Annotated in this window: 11 protein-coding genes; 2 read left to right on the forward strand and 9 right to left on the reverse strand. The window is 45.8% G+C overall.

Going from position 1 to position 18,053, the window contains the following annotated elements; genetic code table 11:
- Position 1: 1 nt before the first annotated feature.
- From L5L97_RS08540 to L5L97_RS08580, 9 genes are all read right to left on the reverse strand, one after another.
- On the reverse strand, positions 2-682 hold the full coding sequence (locus L5L97_RS08540; RefSeq protein ID WP_263181140.1) for a uracil-DNA glycosylase family protein: 681 nt from the start codon (positions 680-682) through the stop codon (positions 2-4).
- Between the two features lie 110 nt (positions 683-792).
- Positions 793-1,398, reverse strand: a complete 606-nt coding sequence (locus L5L97_RS08545) for a hypothetical protein (protein ID WP_173496496.1) — start codon at positions 1,396-1,398, stop codon at positions 793-795.
- Between the two features lie 216 nt (positions 1,399-1,614).
- Positions 1,615-3,702 (reverse strand): MtrB/PioB family decaheme-associated outer membrane protein, encoded by a 2,088-nt coding sequence (locus L5L97_RS08550; protein WP_263181137.1) that lies wholly within the window; start codon positions 3,700-3,702, stop codon positions 1,615-1,617.
- A 12-nt stretch (positions 3,703-3,714) separates the two neighbouring features.
- The gene (mtrA, locus tag L5L97_RS08555; RefSeq protein ID WP_028760483.1) at positions 3,715-4,716 is read right to left on the reverse strand and encodes a decaheme c-type cytochrome MtrA; all 1,002 of its coding nucleotides are present in this window, start codon (positions 4,714-4,716) and stop codon (positions 3,715-3,717) included.
- A 68-nt stretch (positions 4,717-4,784) separates the two neighbouring features.
- Complete coding sequence (locus tag L5L97_RS08560) at positions 4,785-6,770, reverse strand: OmcA/MtrC family decaheme c-type cytochrome (protein WP_263181136.1); 1,986 nt, start codon at positions 6,768-6,770, stop codon at positions 4,785-4,787.
- Between the two features lie 411 nt (positions 6,771-7,181).
- Positions 7,182-9,701, reverse strand: coding sequence for an OmcA/MtrC family decaheme c-type cytochrome (locus L5L97_RS08565; RefSeq protein WP_263181134.1), 2,520 nt, complete (start codon positions 9,699-9,701; stop codon positions 7,182-7,184).
- Positions 9,702-9,949: 248 nt separating this feature from the next.
- Positions 9,950-11,866 (reverse strand): OmcA/MtrC family decaheme c-type cytochrome, encoded by a 1,917-nt coding sequence (locus tag L5L97_RS08570; protein ID WP_263181133.1) that lies wholly within the window; start codon positions 11,864-11,866, stop codon positions 9,950-9,952.
- A 35-nt stretch (positions 11,867-11,901) separates the two neighbouring features.
- On the reverse strand, positions 11,902-14,052 hold the full coding sequence (locus L5L97_RS08575; protein WP_263181132.1) for an MtrB/PioB family decaheme-associated outer membrane protein: 2,151 nt from the start codon (positions 14,050-14,052) through the stop codon (positions 11,902-11,904).
- A 13-nt stretch (positions 14,053-14,065) separates the two neighbouring features.
- The gene (locus L5L97_RS08580) at positions 14,066-15,025 is read right to left on the reverse strand and encodes a DmsE family decaheme c-type cytochrome (RefSeq protein ID WP_263181131.1); all 960 of its coding nucleotides are present in this window, start codon (positions 15,023-15,025) and stop codon (positions 14,066-14,068) included.
- 440 nt (positions 15,026-15,465) lie between these two features.
- On the opposite strand from L5L97_RS08580, the gene L5L97_RS08585 reads away from it, so the two are divergent.
- Together L5L97_RS08585 and feoB are read left to right on the forward strand one after the other, a co-directional pair.
- The gene (locus L5L97_RS08585; protein WP_263181129.1) at positions 15,466-15,705 is read left to right on the forward strand and encodes a ferrous iron transport protein A; all 240 of its coding nucleotides are present in this window, start codon (positions 15,466-15,468) and stop codon (positions 15,703-15,705) included.
- Positions 15,698-17,992, forward strand: a complete 2,295-nt coding sequence (gene feoB, locus L5L97_RS08590) for a Fe(2+) transporter permease subunit FeoB (RefSeq protein ID WP_105252942.1) — start codon at positions 15,698-15,700, stop codon at positions 17,990-17,992. The genes L5L97_RS08585 and feoB overlap by 8 nt, the downstream gene beginning before the upstream one ends.
- Positions 17,993-18,053: the final 61 nt, after the last annotated feature.

An 18,053-nucleotide genomic window follows, 5' to 3' on the forward strand; every position in this document is an offset into this window, starting at 1 on the left:
CCTAGTGGGGTTGAAGGTTTAATAGGGATGCAATACGCATTCTTAATCTGGGTAGCATATCGCGTTCAAACTCAGGATGCTGCTTAAGCCAAAGATTATTACGCGGGCTTGGGTGCGGCAAGACAAGATACTTAGGCCAATATTGCTGCCATTGCGCGCATGCTTGGGTCACTGTTATTGGTTTCAGTTTGGGGATGACAGTTACGTTAGTGCCGGTTGTTTGATGCTTAGTGATCGGCGAAGTGGGGTTTACGGCCTCGGACGATTCGCGCGGTAGATGATAGTCGATGGCATATTGGCCGAGGATCACAATTAGCTCTATTTGTGGCATTAGGGCGAGGAAGGCCTGATGCCAAGTGGCAGCGCATTCGGGGCGCGGTGGTTTATCACCCTGCTTTTTACCGTTTTTTTCGATACTGCCCGGAAAACAAAATCCCATAGGGATAATGGCAAAAAGATTGGGGTCGTAGAATTGCTCCCGCGTGACATTCAACCAAGTGCGCAGCCGTTCACCGCTGGCATCGTCAAAAGGTATGCCTTTATGGTGGGTTTTTACGCCCGGAGCTTGGCCTGCAATCAAAATCCGCGCTTGGGTACTGGCCTGCAATATCGGCTTGGGCGCTAAGGGTAAATGGGCCTGACATAAAGTACAGGCGTTGATTTTTGCCAGCTGTTTGGCCATTGATGTCGAGCATGATGGCGATACAGTTACGCAAAGTGGCGATGGTGTTTTAGTGAGATTCGTCTTAGTCAATTTAATCGCTAATTTTATCGTTGCTCATTCATTTTCAATCAGGATTGGAGCATCATCACTGTTTGATATACCCAGTAGCCAAAAAGAGAATAGCCAAGGATTAAACTGATATAACTTAATATCTTAGGAATTTTATTTGTGCTTGAAGCTAAACAGATGTGGGCCAGTACAATCGTAAAGAAGGCTAAGGGGGCAATCACATAGCTCAAAGTTAAGATAAATAATGCCCCTAGGCTGATGATCCAATCAGCATTGCGATTGGTGGGCTTATCGATTTGGCAAAGCTGTAGTGGCAATAAAATCAGTCCAATACCGACACAGATAATACCTAAGTTAAGGGCGAAATCACTCCAACCTCTATGATCATAAATGGCTAACGCAATGGCAATTAATGGCACTATTAGTGCGCTTAATACATGGCGTTTAGCAAAAGTGGCGCTGCGATACTGACCCGCAAAAAAGAATAAGCCCTGTAGAAACAGATTGATTAAGGTAAAACCACCGAGGCCTAAAATGATAAATAGGCTCGCTGCGCCACCCGATGGGTCGAACGCCATGGCGGGTAAGGGTAATAGGCTTAGCCCCACTAGTGCAGAAAGTGATAACAGCCACTGAGATTGGGAGATTGAAGAATAAATACGCATGGGCTCAGAGGATTAACTAAAAGATTGAATTAAGATCCGCTAAAGTGAGCCAAAACTCAAGGATTAAGGTTTTTATGGGCGGACTTTCGCGCCAGAGTCTGATCTTATTCAAGATTTTTACGTTTATCTGCCATGACGTTATCGCTTTAAAAGATCCTGCTGCACTTAAACAAAAGCCCGCAAAATGCGGGCTTTTCGTGTTATGAACAGTATCGATTAGAGTTTGTAACTCATGCTCAGCATGATCATTTGCGCTGTGTAGTCATGGCTATTGCTGCCAAAGCCTACGACGTTCCAGATCCCATCGACGGCGATATCATTGGCGGCATCATTGTCTTTATAATTCTCAATTTTATAATCCAAGCGCAGCGCCATTTTCTCGGTGGCTTGATATTGAGCATATAAGTTAATGTTGTGCACTTTGGCAAAATAATCGCCATAGTCGCCTGTGATACCTTGTCTGACTTGAGTGTTACTGTCGGAGTTTGAATAAGTGTAATCCAATCCCATGCGTAACTTGTTCTCAAGCAAGTTGTTGTAGCTCAGGCCTGCCCCGATCACATCTACATTGTCTTCAATGAATCCTGTCCACGTTGGGGTGCTGTAATTACTGCTTCCCGCTTGTTCAGACTCAATGATTTGGTAGTTGTAGAAGGCTGTCGCCAGTAAATCATCGGTGATCATGTAGCTGATGTTGGCATCATAACTGGTGTCTTTTGACTCAGTTAAGCCAATAACTGTGTCAGAGTAGTCATCTAATGCGTAACGGGCACCGAAATCTATGGTCAAGCTGTCGATTGGCGAGTGGGTGACTCGAGCTTCAATCTGGGTTCTGTCGCGGTTAGCCAGATTGTACTTACGTAACAGGCTGTTGGTTTCAGAAGATGTCCATTCAGAAGCTTGATATTGCGAGCCATCACGCTGACCGTAACTGCCCTTAACCCACATATCCCAAGTTTCAAAGCTGTTAACGCGCAAACGTGCCCAAACAGTATTTTCATCCGTGGTTTCACGGTCTTGATAATTACGGTCGTCACGTTTGAAGTCATAGCCGCCATCAAGCTTCAGTCCATGGGTAATACGATAATCCGCCGCCACTTTGAAGCGTTGGCTAGTGTTATCGTAAGGGGTGTTATAGGCCACCTTACCATTGACATTGTTGATGCTGACTTGGGTCCACTCTTCAATTTGAGTATTGTTATCACGGTCGCTATAGTCGTAGCTACCACTTAAGCGCAGTGAGTTAGTCACTTTACTGACGACTTTTAAGTTTAACCCTGTGAGGTCAACTTTGGCATCAACGGCCTCTGTCGGCACTTGATAGCCATAGCCTGAAGTGACTAATGCTTGGTCTTGACTCATTTGTCCCGCAAGCACACGACCTGTTAACACATTGGTATTGTCGTTGTATTGACCCATGAGCGACACTGTGTGTGACTGGTTGTCAGGGTCAAGGGCGAGTGTGCCAGAGGTTTGAGCACCAAAGGTCGGATTGAAGGCACTGTCGAAGTTTAACTGGTTGTACTCGTTCTTAAAAATTGAGCCATTGTAGTTAAGTGCAGTGAACCAACGATCGCCTTTTAGTTTAATGCCAGCTTCAATGGAGTCAGTGGTGTAATCAACTGGCTCAGCTAACATCATGGATTGGTTAAAGAATCCACCTGATGTTTTTTTCAAGCCGGTTTTTTCTTCACGCATGTAGCTCACATGCGTACTCCACAGCGATTCACCTTGATAGTCAAAACCTAACCCTGTGCGCTCACGTTTGAGCGACAGTTCTAAGGCATTTAGGTTGTCCATCAGTAACGGCATCTGGCTGCTTGAACCCGCAGTTACCCAGTTGTCTGGCAAGGTTAAATTATCGCTGCCGACACCAGAGTAGGGCGTTAAGGCGCTATTACTATTGTAAGTGGCGATTTGGCGATAGTTTACATTGACATTATACTGGCCCTGTTTGCCCGCATTGACATCTAAACGGCCACCATCCATGCCCAGTTGATAAGCTTCAACGCTGGCTTGATAGCCTTTCTCACCACGGAAGGTGACATCGGCATCAAATTTACCTGCAACTTCGTTTGAAGTCCCAAAGGCATTCGCCGAGCGAATATCCTCTTCGCTGTTGTAACCCACGCCAACACCCACAGTGCCAGATGTACCCGTTTCAACAACGCAGCCTTTACAGCTCCAAGCGGACATTTTGACTTTTTCTGTATTGGCATTGGCTAGGCCATACCCGTCGGCCGCTATTGCAAAACCTGTGTTTGCTAGTAACGCCAGAGTGATCAAATTGAGTTTAAATTTCATTTTCTCGTCTCCTTAGCGCTGTAATAGCTTGCCAGATGGATGGTTTGAACCATGGACCTGACTGTGGCAATTTAAACAGCTTCTTCCACCCGTAAAGGCATTGTCGCCGACGTTTGAACCTAAACCAGTGTTACCTAAGTAAGCATTGCTGGCGTGGCCATCGCTGGCGTGACATTGCTGACACAGCTGCGGTGCGCGGGTTTTCAACATGGCATCATTCACACTGCCGTGAGGATTGTGGCAAGTCACACAGTTCTCAGTGACGGGTGCATGTTCCCACAGTTTTGGGCCGCGTTTCTCGGCGTGGCAGGAGTAACAGGTTTCGTTAATGCTAGGCTTGTTTAGATCGGAATCTGTCATGCTCCCATGGGGATTATGACAATCGCTACAGGTCATTTGAGCCCATTTTAGTGGGTGACTCGAGCGTTTATTCATGTCTGCTTTTTGCTTAGTGTGACAGCTAGTACAGACTTCCATTTCGGTGTTTTTTGATAACACAGGATCTTTTGCGACATGCACTTGGTGGCATGAGGCACAAGCGACATCGGCATTGTCATGGTGACTACCGTTCCAAGATACGCGTTTATCATCTTGGTGACAGCTCATACAGACACTGTTTTGTTTTTCTGCACTTAAGGTCGATTGCTTACCAAAAGTGATCATCGGCTCGTTGCCGCCTTTATTGTGTTGACCCATAGGACCATGACAGGCTTCACATTGCAGGCCAGCCATTGGGCTCTTTGATGAATCAATGGCGCCATGGACACCTTTGAAAAGGTCCATCACTTTTTCAGATTTTTTGTGGCACATCAAACAAGAATCGGCACCTTTAGGGGAGTAGCTGCCTTCGGCAAACTTCTTATCTAAGGTGGCTTCGACTTGTTCTGGAGTCATTTTGTCATCCCACTTTGAGGCGTGTGCACTCGGTGTGATGCATAAAGACATCACTGCAGACATTGCCATGGAGATGACAAGTGCCGGCAGTAGGTTTTTCATTTTTAGGCTGTTCTTCATAATAGGCTTCCCAATTTGTCCCAACAAAATTCAAGAAAGGGGGAGCGAACTCCCCCTGCTTGGGCAAATTACATCTTCACCTGAGTGTGATCTGTTGGTGTGGGTTTGTGACAGTAGAAACAGGTTTCTGACTGCGCCGCTTGATTGGCTTGGGTAAAGTCACCATCAATGATGGCACCGAAGTTTTCAAGCACAGCCTTGGAATGCGCTTTCATGTCAGTGACTGCGTGGCATGAAGTACAAGTGGCCGCTATTGGAGTCGTATATTTGCCTGCAGCAGTTGCCAAAGCACCTTTGACCTTAAATGCTTCTAGGTTGAAGTCGTTGTGACACTGGGTACAGGTTTCAGCTGCGATATTATATGCTTTTTCGTAATGCGTTTTGTGTGCACGTATTTCGATTGCCATACCATTGCCAGAGTAGCCAGTACCATCAGGTGTATGGCATGTAACGCAGCCATCAACACCGACGATAGCTTTACCTTTTGCATCTTTTGCATGAGATACTTGCTCTGTCATCACAAAACCTGAATGGTAGCCTTTGTGAATCGCGAAGGTCTCGCTGTGACAGTTTTGACAGGTACTGAAGTTGACTGAGTTAACATGGCGCATGTTTGGTGTGCCAGATTTTGTGCCAAAGGCGAGCTCAGCTTTCATACTGGTGGTTGCGCTATCAGCGGTACATGCCGTTAAGCTAGTACCAGTGCTACATATTTCCATACCGATAAAGGTAAAGGCGGTATTAGCATCACCAGTACCGAAGGGCAGGGCAGGCGTAGTGAAGACTAGTTTACCATCAACTAAGGTCACGCCATCTTGCAGAGTGCCATCTTTGACTAAGTCTTTAGATATTTTTGCAACGCTGTTACTTGGGCTAGCGTTATAACCCATGATTGGGAAGTTAGGGCCAACGTTAGTGACAGATTCTAAACGTTTGATCTTGTCTTGAACCGTTGCCGCATCAATCGCGTTACCGTCTTTGTCTAAGATAGACACGGTTAATACTGCAGTATCATCAGCTTGACCAGCAAGTGCTGCTGACATACCTAACTGAGCGATAACGGCTTTCTTGTCAGCAGTCTTACCTGTGTGCAGTTCTGCAGTCCAATCGCTGTTATGGCAGGCGATACAGTTGGAGTTATCAAGTTGTTGTGAATGGCCTTTGCCAGCAGCAAAGTCCACTGCGCTATGGCAGCTTCCACAGGTAGCGGCAGTTGGAATGCGTGACCAATTGGCCCAATCTGGCGCGGCATCACTTTCAGCGTGGCAGCTTTGACAGCTATCTAATGCATTTAAGGTTAAGTCTTTATGCTTAGCATGGACTAACACATTAAATTCATTTCCTGCTTTTACTCGGCCAGAAGTATGGCAACTCGCACAGAAATTAACATCATTAGTGTAATGTTTGGCGTTAATTACTTCACCGTGGCAAGTATTACAGCTTTCAGTTGCAACGATTTTACGGCTGTAAGTCGCATCAGCACCCGTGTCTGCTATATAGTCAAATATGCCAGTAAAGACTGGCAGCGTGGTGCCATCAGGTAATGGTGCAGGTGTACTACCGCGAACATAGTTATTCAGTACAATACGCTGAGCTAACTCACCGTTATAGGTTGCACGGGTACTTGTTTTGAGGTTAGTACCGAAGTTATAGCTGTAGGTACCATTTTTGTGATCTACTAACGTACCAGTACATTTTTTAACTGCAGGCGTTAAATCACAAGTTTCATCAATAAGATATTGCCATTTTGACGCATCGCCAGCACCTGTTGCTCCCTGAGGAACCAGTTGTTCAGCGTAAAACTTGAAATATTGAAGCCCAACAACGGGCATATCATCTTCGTTAGTTACCCGAAATTGAAGGTTCGGCAAGCCGTCCTTTATTAAGGCTTTCTCAAAGTTAAAGTTTAATGTTTGGATCGCACCAGCGGGTTCACCACCAGGTTCACCAGGATTACCCTCATTACCATCGCTGCCACCACAGCCCGCTAAGGCCATAGTGACTGCACTTGCTGCTAATAGCAGTGCGATTTTAGATTTATATGCGTTCATCATTTTTTCCCTGCATAGGTTTGGCATTGCTTAAACGCTATGTTCTAACGCCAACAGATTCTATGTCTGTGTTTTTGGTCACTAGAAGCGACTTAAGTGGATGCTGGAAATAGAATTCCCCAACGAAAGGCTAACCTAACATGACCTTAAAATCTCCAAGGCCTTTGCTAATGTGTGACTTGGATCTTTCTATTTCTAAAGAGGTATTTAAAGCGAGAGATAAAAATGATTTTAGAACAAAAAAGCAGCGGAGTTTATCTGGGTGATGTGCGTTGACTTTATACTATAAAAGCAAGGTTTGAATTCTTTTACATGGGGTTATTGTTATGTAAATAAAATCCCCCGCACAGCGGGGGATTTTGCTGAATCTAATGTGAGTAACGACTGATTTGCGATTTGTTACTCGGCTCCATATTAGTATTTCACTGGGTGAACTTTATCCACACCAAATGATTTACCTTCACCATGGCAGGTCGCACAGGTTTCGCTACCAGGGGTGTAAGTACCCGCAGTACCATTGTACACACCACCGTTATTCTCGAAATGACCAATCACTGCACTGTTACCTTCAGCCGTTGGCGCATGGCACGAAGCACAAGCTGCAACGGTAGGAGAGTATTCACCAGTGCTTGCATTAAACACGTGTTTGTCACCCAGTTTAGCTAAGCTCAGTTGGCCTTTATCGTGGCAAACTGCACAGTTTGCTACGTTTTCAGGGAAGGTTATATCGGTTGTGTAGTTACCGAAACGACCACTACGTGTATTAGCATGTATTTGGTGAACCATCACTTTGAAATCAAAGCCACGGCTAAAGGCTTTTGCTCTTGTCGCGCTATGGCCTGTGCTGTTTGCCGCAGTCAGTGAGTCATTATGACAGCTAACACAGCTTCCATCCGTTAGATTAACGGCTGTGTTAGGTTGTGAAGTATGACAACTGCTACAACCACTATCGGCAGCGCCAGTCGGTCTGACACGAGAGTGTGAAACAGAGAAGTCTGCTTGTTTACCATGGCAATTTGCGCATTTTGCTTCAGATGCAACAACAGTGCGAGCCACAAAAGCAGGATCACCAGCCATTGCGCTTGCAAAGTTTGCTTGATTTGCTGCGATAATGACTTCTGTTTTATTGGTGACAGTGGTATCGGTGCAATCTATCGCTTTTGTCTCTGTTGGATCAGCACATACGAATAGCTTGGCTGACAGGGTTCCTCTTTTCAGCGCAATCATATCGGGTTGTGTGATGCCAGAGATAGTATAAGTCAGTGTCTTACCATCTTGTACCATAGTGATGGCGGGATACTCTTTTACAAGATTGACAGAGAAACGACCAGGATGACTGCCAAATGTTGAAGATTTATATCCTATTTTGTACTCACCATCTAATGCTGCAGCCACTAACCATAACTCTTTAACGGCTTTATCATCTTTAGGTGCAACATCGCTGTGCCATTGTACGGTAAATGTTAATTTATTACCGGACACATCAAAAGTACCGTTGCCTAGCTTATAAGCATATTCATCACGAACGCTCTTAGTCACATTCGCTTTGGCTAGATGGTATTTTGCACTACCTTCTTCACCATCTGCTGCGTGGCAAGATGTACAACCACCGTTTTGGTATACATTGACAAGGTCTGCACCTGGAATACCATCAATCTCAGGAGTGGCATAGTAGTGGAAATAGTTACCCACAAATCCGCGGTCTTTTTGACCTTCTGGTTGCGTTAACCATTCACTGTTATCTACTGGATTAAACCCTGACATGTGACAAGATGCGCAGGCTAAACCTTTGTGATGTTTAAAGCTTGCGGCATCAACGGGTCCTTTGTCATCTGTGCTATGGCAAGACTGGCAGTTCCCGATAGACACTGGCAGAGTGACACGTTCAGAAACGTCTTTAACTTTATTGTATTGCGGGTAGCCATTTTCAGCCGCAGCTTTCGCCATAGTACCGCTAAAGTCATAGGCTGTGCCGCTGTAACCTACCATGATATAAGTGCCTTTATGGATGGCGTGAGCCATGGCACCTAAATCAATTGATGAGCCTGTTTCTGGATCTTTACTGTAGCTGGTATGACAAACTTGGCAGTTTGCAATCGCAATACGTCTTCCACCATGCAGTGCTAATGGTTTAGCGGTAGAGGAAGTATCGCTGTAGTTTGTGCTGTGGCACTTAATACAGTTGGCTTCTAAATCGACAACAGTACGCGTTTCTTCAGCCTTGGCTTCTCTAAAGTTATCGCTTGGTAAAAAGTCGATATGGCTGTTGACTAACTTGGCATCTTTACTGCCATCGGTTTGCAGTTCTAACGTAATGCGGTGAACTAGTGTTGGGTCGTAGGTTAAATCGAGACCTTCAATAGCGGTCAAAGAACTTAAATTGGTTTGGAAGGTATAGCGGTAAACGCCACTATCAACCACTGTTAAACAAGTGGTTTTACAACTAGATTCGATGTTCGCTTGAATAGCATCACCAGGTGTAAATTTCACTTCTTTAGTAATAGGATTGCCAGCGCTATCTTTACCATCGGTATAGCTATAATTTGCAAGCTTGCGTGCAGGATCAGCTGCTTTCACTGAGTTGATATAGCTGACCCATTGAGGTGTTTTGTAACCTTTGCCATTTTCAGGGGTAAGTTTTGCAATACCCAATCCGATAGCATTGATTTGAGCGTATTGCTCTAGACCCGTCACAGGAACGCCATTCGCATTCGTTAGTACTATGTCTACGCTGACAGTGCCGTTGTCAATTTTTACATCTTCAAGTGTGGCTTTGAGTGTGGTGGCTTGACTTATGTCTAAGCCTACCGGACCCGGTTTTCCGTCTTCACCATCTTTACCGTCACTACCACCGCAACCGGCGAGTAGTAGAGAGAGTAAACCGGCACCCAACATCGCTTTTGTTGCGGTATTGAAATTGAACCGTTTCATCATGATATTTCCCTGCAATAGTTGTAATCATCATCAAACGCTTGGCAAATAAGAATAAATCTCATTACCCGCATAAGATGTGTGGAATTAGTTTTCCATCTGTAAGGCTAACTAAGTCACTGGTATTTATCAGTCACTTTAGGCGGGTAATGTGACTGAGATCTGACTATTTCTTTAGGAGTAGATGACTGCATCGTATGAGTTCCTTTTATATCTGCAGTTGCTGGCCTTTTTAGGCCAGCATCATAGGGTTAGTTTATTGGATGCACTTTCAACACGTCCGCGACTCCGCCCTGTCCATGACAGAAAGCACAGGTTTCAGTTCCTGCGGTTGCATCGGATTTTGTACCTGCAAAAACAGCACCTTGCTGAGCCATGTGGTTATGAGTGCTGGTATCTGAATGGCAGTTGCTACACACCGCGGCAATTGGGCTGGTAAAAGTGCCGTTATTGAGGGCAAGGGGTTGCACCGATGAATTTAAGGGGAGGGCGACGGTAGAAATTCCCGCAGTATCGTTAACATGGCATTGGGCACAGTTACCGATTTTTCCTGGGTAGTTTAGGCTTTCAAACCCCGTGAATTGACTGGTGTGAATACCGTGGATCAGCTGCTTAAAGTCAAATGATGTGATTGAAGGATTGGCTGCCGTCGCATCGGCCAGCATATTGGCGTTATGGCATAGCTGGCATTGACCATCGAGATCGTTACGTGAGCCGTGAATATTCAGTTTTTGATCGCCATGGCAATTACCGCAGCTTGCATTACTCACAACGCTACGACGACCTTCATTGCTCAATGCTGCCATATCAAAATAACTGCGGCTGGATTTAATTACTAACACTTCCGCCAGTTCAGTCGTGCAATCAACCAGTACTTTATCTTTGGCACAAATTCTGCTTTGAATCGCAAGTCCACCATGATCCGTTTCAGTGCCTGCTGCCACGGTAAGGCCCGCTATCGTATAGGTATAAATGCCATTAGAGCCTGATATGGGTGTGGATTCCGACAGTTTAATCGAGCGAGCTGAACGGGTCGCATAATCAAAACTGGTTCCCCAGTTGGCATATACCCTTAAGTCATTGATAAATTTTAGCTTATCGGCACTTTCGCTATACACAGTTCCTGTGGCTGGATTCATCAACTTAACCGCAACAGTGACCGTGCCATTGGCATCCATACTGGCGCTGGTGATACTTGGGCTAAATTGCATCAGTGCCGCGGCTTTAGCTTCATCACTGTGTACGCTTGCGGTCCAGTCGGCATTATGACACGCCACGCAGTTACTGTTATCTGTTTGCACTGGGTGTCCTTCGCCTGCGGGGAAATTGATCTGTGTATGACAGGCACCACAGGCTTGCATGGTCGGGACTCTGCGCCAGTTTTGCTGTTCGGTTAACTCAGCCTTATCGACGTGACAGGTTTGGCAGTCACTAATGGGTTGCGGGAAGCCGGTTAAATGTTTGCTGTGGATCATTTGTGGGAAAATATCAGGGTTACTGACTTTTTTGCTGTTATGGCAGGTGACGCAGGTTTCGATTTGATCATATCTACTGCCATGGAAAGCAAGATTACTGTGGCAACTATTACAGGTCTCTATTGTGACTAAGTTGCGGGTGTAAGCGACATTACTACCTGAAGATTGCCAGTCATAATGCTGATTGGTTATAGGTAAGGGCGTGTTATCGGCAAGTTTATCGCCGCCAATTTTGACTACCATTCTTTGGGTCGCTTCTGGCATAAACGTCACTCCATTCATGCCATTAAATGCGGCGCTGAAGGTGTAACTGTAGTGACCGTTTTTATGATCTGTGAGACTGCCAGGGCAAGTTGCCGCGCAGGTTTCAGCGGTAAAGTGCTGCCATTCACTGCTATTCCCCGCGCCTGTATAACCTTGGGGGAGAAGCTGCGCAGCAATAAATGTCGCCGATGGGATACCAATCACGGCTTCATCATCTTGATTGCTTACTTGAAAATCCACTTGAGCAATGCCATCTGTCATCGCGACTTTATCGACCATGATGTTAAGGCTAGTTATCGTTAATGCAGGCGGTTTCGCAGGCTCACCGGGATTACCATCTTGGCCGTTATCACCGCCACAGGCGCTTAATAGCGAGACTAAGGCCAGCATAAGACTGAATTGAGTGCGAATTTTTGCAAACTTGTTCATATTTCTATCCTTGGAATGCGCTGTCAGTGCCTAAGTTACATTTGGTAGCTTAAGGTCAAGCCTAAGTAGTGAGCGTTGTAATCGTGGCCCATATCACCAAAACTGAGTACGTTGGGAATCGTGTCCCAGCTTGTGCCTTGGTTTTGCCAGTTAGCATCTTGATATTTTTCGAATAACCAATCGACGCGCAGCGACATACTGTCGGCAAACTTATATTTGGCGTAGGCATTAATATTGTGTTTGCGGGCGTAAAAATCGCCATAGGGACTGGTGATGCCATAGGTCACTTCTGTATCACTCTGTCCGTCGGAATAGCTGTAATCCAAACCAATATCGAGGTGATGATCGAACAGGTTTTGATAACTAAGCCCTGCACCAATCAAGGTCGATTTTTCCTCGGCAGTGCTGTACCAATCGGGTGTCGAGAAGGAATTACTGCCCGCTTGGTCTGAATCGCGCCAATCTTGGTTTACAAAGGCGGTTAAATTGAGGTCACTGCTCAGCACATATTGGGCTGACAAGTCGTAACCGAGATAGGACACCTGAGTTAGACCTACTAGGGTATGATGATAGTCGTCATCGACACTGTGCAAGCTGGCGCCCAGCGAGAGGCCCATATCAGTTTGATAATCCGTGTGTAAGGTGACTTTCTGTCTTTTTCTATCGGCAAGGTAGGATTTACGTAGCCAAGGATTACTTGAACTTTGAGTGGTTGCGACGGGATGATATTCACTGCCATCTCGCTCTAGTGCTTCTCCTTTCAACCAAGCTGACCATGCGGGTGAATAGCGATAACTTAGTTTAGCAAACACGCCAGATTCATCGATGGATTGGCGGTCGAGTTCGGCATAATCGTTTTCATTATGGCTGTAACCCGCTTCGGCATAAGCCGCTGAGGTAAAGCGGTATTTGCTTTTAAGTTCGAGTTTTTTTGTGCGCTTATCATAAAGGCTATTTTGGGCTGTGCCTTGATTAATACTGTCGGTGATGATCTGCGGAAAGTCTAATTGAGCCGTTTTATTATCTCTGTCTTGATAGTTGTAGCTTGCCTGCATGCTTAAATCTTGGTTGATCCGTCCTGAATATTTAAGGTCCATCTCTACAATATCAACTTGGCCATTTAAGGTATCCGCAGGCAGGACGGGCGATGGGCCATTGATGGTGGCAGGAATAAAGGTGTCATCTTGGGTCATGCGGCTAAAGCCTGCGTGCATCAATACATTTTGACCATTTGCCCCCCCTGAGGCTTCTGCGGCAACTCGGTAGGCTTTATTGTCGGGGTCGACCGCATTCTGGCCTAAGTATGCTGCACCAAAGGTGGGTGTGTAGGCTGATTGCCACTGCATGGCTTGGTGATCATTTTTATATTGGCTGATTTGGCTATTGATGCCTGCTTGCCAGCCTGAACCGTTAAAATAAACTCTCGCATCGACTTCATCAGTACTGTCATCAATTGGTTGGGCTAGCATAACGCTATTGGTGAGTATATTGGCGCTGGTCTTTTTGGCGCCGCTACGGTCTTCATGCTGATAGTTTAGCGAGGCTTTGTAGTGACTGTTATTGTCACCTTCAGGTGATATTTTGCCCGCGTAGTAACCACCGATACTAAAGCGATCACGTTGAATGCTTAAATCTTGGCTAACAAGGCTGCTCTGTAACATAGGCATAGATTGCGTTGTGCCGCCTGTTATCCAGTTATCGGGCAATAACATTTTATCTTGCGCTGAGGTATAGGGGCTTTTGAGTTGATTATGGTTATAGTTTGCTAAGCCTCTATAACCCAAGTTGATTTGATAGTTTCCCGGCCTTCCGGTTGTGAGCATGGCAGAGCCAGCGTCAAAGCCTAACTTGTCCGCGACCAGCTCGGTTTGATAACCCGTCTGCGTTTTGTACATCATATCCGCACCGACGGCGCCAACGAGACCCTCGTTATCTGTCCCTGTGCGGTTACCGAAACGGCTGTCCTCACTATCGTTGTAAGCGAGGCTGGCACTGACATTGCCAATATGCCCTGTCTTAGGTTGGCATTGCTTACAGCTCCATGCCTCTGTCTTTATGCTACTTCGATTCGCTTCTTGTAGCTCATAACCTTCGGCGTGTGCTTGAGTCAAAACACCGCTTATCGCCCAAGCCAGCAAAGTGAGGGAGAAATAAGCGCTAGGGTGAGACATTTTAGCTGTTCGCATGATCATTCCCTTGTTATCTCTGTAGTAATTTGCCAGAAGGATGGTTAGAGCCATGCACTTGTCCGTGACAATTCATACAGGAATTACCAGAAGTGAAGGCATTGGTTTGATTGCCAAAATAGGCATTACTGCTATGGCCATCCGAAGCGTGACACTGCTGACACAGTTGTGGCGGTTTGCTGATCAGCATGGCTTCGTTCACGCTGCCGTGGGGATTATGGCAATTAGCGCAGTTGTCGGTGACGGGGGCATGTTCCCACAGTTTAGGGCCGCGTTTTTCGGCATGACAGCTATAGCAATTTTCATTAACACTCATTTGTTTCAAGCTTGAATCGTTTAAACTGCCGTGGGGATTATGGCAGTCACTGCACACCATTTGTTGCCACTGTAATGGATGCGCCGAACGCTTGTGCATATCGGCTTTTTGTTGGGTATGGCACTGGGTACAAATGGTGACTTCATTGGCTTTATCGCTGATAGGATCTTTTGCGGTATGCACTTGATGGCAGCTGCTACAGGCGACATCGGCGTTATCGTGGTGATTGCCTTTCCATGCAGTACGTTGACTGTCATTGTGGCAACTCATACAGACACTGTTTTGCTTTTGCGCAGGAACAGGGGAGTTTGCGCCAAAGGTGATCATCGGCTCTTTGCCACCTTTATTATGATTCCCTAACGGGCCGTGGCAGGCTTCGCACTGCAAATCGGCCATGGGTGAATCTTTCACATTGGGGTTGCCATGAACCCCCTCAAATATCGCCATCACCACGGCACTTTTTTTGTGGCACATCAGGCAAGTATCAGCGCCTTTAGCGGAATACTTACCTTCGGTGAATTTTTTGTCTAATGTCGCAACAACTTCTTCTGGTTTTTTGTCATCCCAAGGGGTCGCTGAGGCCGAAACGCTCGCGATTGATAACAAAATACATAGCATAGCCTTAGCTATGCTTCTGAACTTTAGCCCTATTTCCATGGTTATGTTTTCCCGAGTGCATTTATATTTGTTATTTTTACGCTTTCGATATTGCTAATTTAGCTTATTGAGCTCGGTTAATATTAGAACAAGTGTGTGACACTTGCTTAACATTGCGGGGTCTTTTCACTGTAAAGAGGGATGATTTTACAGGCGATATAGATTAAGTGTGATTTTGATCACACTTGCTTCGGGTGGGATTTGTTTACAGCGTTTTGACTTCTGTGCATCGCTTGATAGTCACTAATGCTAAGGTGCGGATTTTTATTTTCGGTTGGTCGTTTATTCATTGGAATTTTTATCACATAATACCCAACACAATTGAAAACTATTATCGTTACCAATCAAAAATCTTGATCTAGGTAAAGTTATTAGTGTCATCGCTCGGTTACAATGGGCGCAGTTTTTCGAGCTGAACCTGTTGCAAGGTGGAATACGTAATGAAGTTAAGCGAACTCAGTCCCGGCGATCACGGTCTTATTTCTGAAGTGGGGCGTTTGGCGCTGCCACAAACCGTGAAGCGCAAGTTGTTGTCCATGGGGATCACGCCAAATACGCGTTTTTTATTGATCCGATACGCACCTATGGGCTCTGGTCTCGAACTGGATATTCGTGGTAGTAAACTTTGTATGCGCAGAGATTTGGCAGACATCATTGAGGTGGAAAAGACGAATGGCTAAGCAGTTTCATTGCGTCACAGTAGGAAACCCTAACGCGGGTAAATCTACACTCTTTAACGCGCTAACAGGCGCAAATCAACAAGTGGGTAACTGGTCTGGTGTTACGGTCGAAAAAAAGACTGGTCATTTCACCTTAAACGGTGCTGACGTCTATCTGACAGACTTACCGGGTATTTACGACCTTCTTCCGGCGGGTAATAGTTGCGATTGTTCACTTGATGAGCAAATTGCGCAGCAATACCTTGCCGAGCAACGTGTCGATGGCATTATCAATTTAGTCGATGCCACTAATATCGAACGTCACTTATATCTCACAGCCCAATTGCGTGAACTCGCTATCCCTATGGTAGTGGTGCTGAATAAAATTGATTCGGCTGTCAAACGTGGGATTAAAGTCGATTTAAAGAAAATGAGCCAAGAGCTGGGTTGCCCTGTGATTGGCGTGTGTTCGCGAGATCCTGCCGATGTCGCTAAAGTGCAGGCACAGGTACTCGATTTACTTCAAGGCCGAGTCTCAGAAGCCCCATTAGTGCTTCATTATGATGAACAAATCGAAGCGGGCGTGCAGTTACTCTGCAGCAAAGATGCCCAATTAAGTCGCGGCCGCGCTTTGGCTATGCTAGGTAATGGTTCGGGTTGTGGTAGCTGTAAAAATGCTGAACTGCAGGATGAAGTGAATTCCTGTACTCAGATTATCGCTCAGCAAGGCCATGATATTGAAGTGATGGTGGCGACCACGCGCTTTAATTTCGTTGAACAAGTTTTTCAAGGTTCAGTGAAAGAGTCAGGGTTCCTCACCCTCAGTGACAAATTAGATAAACTCGTTTTACATCCTGTACTTGGCATTCCTGTGTTCTTGTTTGTGATGTATTTGATGTTTATGTTCAGCATTAATATTGGCAGTGCTTTTATTGATTTCTTTGATGTTTTTGCTGGCGCACTGTTTGTCGATCACTTCGGTTCATTCTTGACGAGCATGGGCTCTCCGGCTTGGTTGGTCACTATCTTAGCGGGCGGTGTCGGCCAAGGCATTCAAACCGTATCAACCTTTATTCCTGTTATTGCGGCGCTTTTCCTCGGTTTGTCGATCCTCGAAAGTTCTGGCTACATGGCGCGCGCTGCATTTGTGGTTGACGGTTTAATGCGTCGTATTGGCCTGCCTGGTAAAGCATTCGTTCCTATGATTGTCGGTTTTGGTTGTTCAGTGCCTGCAATTATGGCGACGCGAACCTTAGGCAGTGAGCGTGAGCGTATTGTGACAGGGATGATGGCACCATTTATGTCCTGTGGTGCACGTCTTCCTGTTTATGCACTATTTGCGGCGGCTTTCTTCCCTGATTCAGGTCAGAATTTAGTCTTCTTGCTGTATATTATTGGTATCTTTGCCGCTATCGGTACGGGTTTATTACTCAGAAGCACTTTATTACCCGGCAGCAGTAGCGCTGTGGTGATGGAGCTGCCAAGTTATGAACTACCTAAGCTGAAAGCTGTTATGGTTCGTACAGGTAAACGCACTAAGAGTTTTATCTTAGGCGCAGGTAAAACGATTGTTCTAGTCGTGACCTTATTGAACTTCATCAATGCTATTGGTGTTGATGGCACATTTGGCCATGAAGATAGCCAAGCATCTTTGCTGAGTGTCGCGAGTCAAAAAATCACGCCTATCTTCTCGCCTATGGGCATAGAGCAGGATAACTGGCCTGCAACCGTCGGTATTATCACGGGTATTTTCGCTAAAGAAGCGGTTGTTGGTACCTTAAACAGTCTATACAGCAGCGCGGCGCCGACAGATGAAGAGCTTGCACCATTGAGCGAAAGCTTTAATGCGGCTCTGGCAACGATTCCAGCTAACTTGTTTGGTTTAGATCTTGAAGATCCGCTTAAACTGTCGGTCGGTGATTTAACCAATAAAGAAACCGTTGCTGAAGAACAAGGTGTTGCGACATCGACTTTCGGTGCTTTACAAGCAGGTTTTAGTGGTAAAGTTGCGGCTTTCTCCTATTTGCTGTTTATCTTACTTTATACTCCTTGTGTTGCTGCAATGGGCGCCTTAGTGCATGAGTTTGGTTCTCGGTGGGCGACGTTCGCGGCAACGTGGACTTTCTCACTGGCTTATGGTTCTGCAACGGTAGTTTATCAAGCCGCTACCTTTACGCAGCACCCAGTTCAATCAAGTCTGTGGATTGGTTTCTTCTTGTTTGCATTAGCCGCTTTTTATCTGTGGTTGAAACGTAAGGGTAAAAGAAGCCAGCAGATTATTCCTGGGATCCGCATTATCACCGAGTAAGATTTACTGAGTCGGCGTGACTGAATAATAAATGTCAGCTTAGTTAGGTCAAAGATAAAAG

It is taken from the genome of Shewanella sp. SM71, from assembly GCF_025653905.1.
GTDB lineage: Bacteria > Pseudomonadota > Gammaproteobacteria > Enterobacterales > Shewanellaceae > Shewanella > Shewanella oncorhynchi.